This window comes from Maribrevibacterium harenarium (assembly GCF_006385675.1).
GTDB classification, from domain to species: Bacteria; Pseudomonadota; Gammaproteobacteria; order Pseudomonadales; family Marinomonadaceae; genus Marinomonas; species Marinomonas harenarium.
The window spans coordinates 1-2,246 of record NZ_VFRR01000099.1; the positions used below are offsets into that span (position 1 = coordinate 1).

General features: G+C 46.9%; 2 protein-coding genes. Both read right to left on the reverse strand.

Translation table 11 applies throughout. The features are described 5' to 3' along the window. Window positions 1-200: 200 nt before the first annotated feature. Complete coding sequence (gene tnpC / locus FJM67_RS17215) at window positions 201-1,766, reverse strand: IS66 family transposase (protein ID WP_140591921.1); 1,566 nt, start codon at window positions 1,764-1,766, stop codon at window positions 201-203. Window positions 1,767-1,804: 38 nt separating this feature from the next. Beyond that, on the reverse strand, window positions 1,805-2,167 hold the full coding sequence (gene tnpB / locus FJM67_RS17220) for an IS66 family insertion sequence element accessory protein TnpB (RefSeq protein ID WP_140591923.1): 363 nt from the start codon (window positions 2,165-2,167) through the stop codon (window positions 1,805-1,807). Between the last annotated feature and the right edge of the window lie 79 nt (window positions 2,168-2,246).

The window sequence follows — 2,246 nt, forward strand, 5'->3', positions numbered from 1 at the left end:
GTAAGCGTCCGGCAAACCACACCTAGTTTTTTCAGATTGATTCACCGCAAGTTTTTGGCAAGCTGGTCGTGACAGTGTTGACGATATTTTATACTGTTCTTTTCACGGCAGAGGACAATGGATTTGTCTTAGCCCTCAGGACGAGGGCTCTGTCTCGTTCTAGGATGTGACTAAGCTGCATGGATGCAGCGGAAGATTTTTTAAATCTCTCCGATATTCCAAGGCAGTAAACCTTCCAACTCTTCTTGTCGGTCGAGCTTCGGTAATTTCTCCAACACAGCAACTAAATAATCGTAGGGCACTAGGCCGTTGGTTTTGGCTGTTTCGATGATGCTGTATAGCACGGCGCTAGACTGAGCGCCGTTAGCCGTATTGGCAAACATCCAGTTCTTCCGACCAATAACGAACGGTTTAATCGCTCGCTCAGCTCGGTTGTTATCGATATTTAGGTCCGCAGATTCTAGATATCGAGTGAGGTTATCCCACTGATTTAAGCTGTAGTTGATGGCGAGCGTCAGTTTGTCTTTGGGCGGTCGTTTCTTCAGACTGTTTTTATCCAGCCAAACTTTGTAATCCGCTAAGGCCGCCGGAGCATGGGCTTGGCGGAACGCGTAGCGTTCTTCCGAGGTCTCAAGTTGCTTTGCTTGTGTCTCGATAGCATACAGCTTCTGGATTTTGGCTAAACCGACCGTTGCCGTCCCTGTTTTGCCCTTGGGTTGTAACGTTTCGTACTCTTTAAATTTACGGCGAGCGTGAGCCCAACAACCCACTAAGGTCGCTGATGTCTGATTGTAAGCCGCATAACCGTCCACATGGAGATACCCAGAGTACTCTCCTAAATAGTCTTTTGGACAGCTCCCCGAGCGTGTTTGTCTAAAATCGTACAAGACAATATTGGGTATCGTGCTAATGTGCGTCCCCGTTGATGGCGAGTCCGTGCCACTGCAATAGACCCACATATAACAATTTGGCCGATCTTCTTTAATCACCTTTAGGGTGGTTTCATCGGCGTGAAGAGCGGGTTGCTCTAACAGAATCTGTTTTAGTCGATCATATAAAGGCTGTAACGCTTTTGAACAAGTCTGCATCCAGTCAGACATGGTGCGTCGACTCAGCTCAATGTCATATTGTTTGAATAACGTCTCTTGTCGATACAGCGGTAAGCTGTATTGGAACTTGCCAGTAATGATTTGGCTAAGAAGACTAGGGGTAGCGATTCCTTTTGGAATCAGGCTCGGTTCAGGCTTTTGCTGCTTAATCGTCACGCTTGTACCGGAGTGATCACACGCTCGGCAAGCATATTTGGGGCGTACTGTTTCAATGACTTTGAGCTGAGCCGGAATAAACTCAAGACGCTCGGACGTATCTTCACCGATACAGTGCAACTCACCTTGGCAACAGTCACAGACTTTGTCTTCGTCGGCAATATCCAAGACGACAGTTTCACGAGGCAGATCTTTAGGTAGTGGCTTGCGCTTAGGTTGTTTGCGTGGTGCTGATGAAGTAGTGGCATCAACCGATTCCTCAGTCTCTAACTCAATGGACTGAGCCTCATCAAATAGCTCGCCTTGCCCCGGTGATACTTCCGAACTTTTACCAAACTGACGGTGTTGGGCAAGACGCCACTGATCCAAGATATGGTGGTAACGAGATTGCCATTGAGCAACTTCTTGCTCTTTTCTAGCAAGCAACTGGCTTTGCTCAAGCAACATCTTCTTGAGCAGCTCAATATCATCTGGGAGGTCATTAACAGGCGCTTTTATCATGGTGTGGATTATACCACGCCGCTCTCCATTTCAGACCTTCAACAGTCATGATAGCGATAAATTAAATGAGGGTGTGCTTGTGATATATCGAGGGGTAGGCCTTCTAGTAACCAGCTGAGCTGTCTTGGTGCGATTGTCAGGGACAACTCATCGTCATCAATGCCAGGCCATTTAAATGTGCCTTTTTCAAGGCGTTTGTAGTGCAGCCAAAAACCATTGGCAGACCAGTGTAAAATCTTAAGCCGATCACGACGGCGACCACAGAAGACAAACAATTTATCACTGCAAGGTTCCATTTCAAGATCATACGCAACAATATACGCCAAACCATCGATTGACTTACGCATATCAGTCACACCACAGATCAAAACCACCGGTATAGAATCAGAGAAACCAAACATAATCACCACCATAGCTAGGATGCAGTGACGGTAGATCAGGTTTCAAGTGTTATGAAGGTGTGGTTTGCCGGACGCTTAC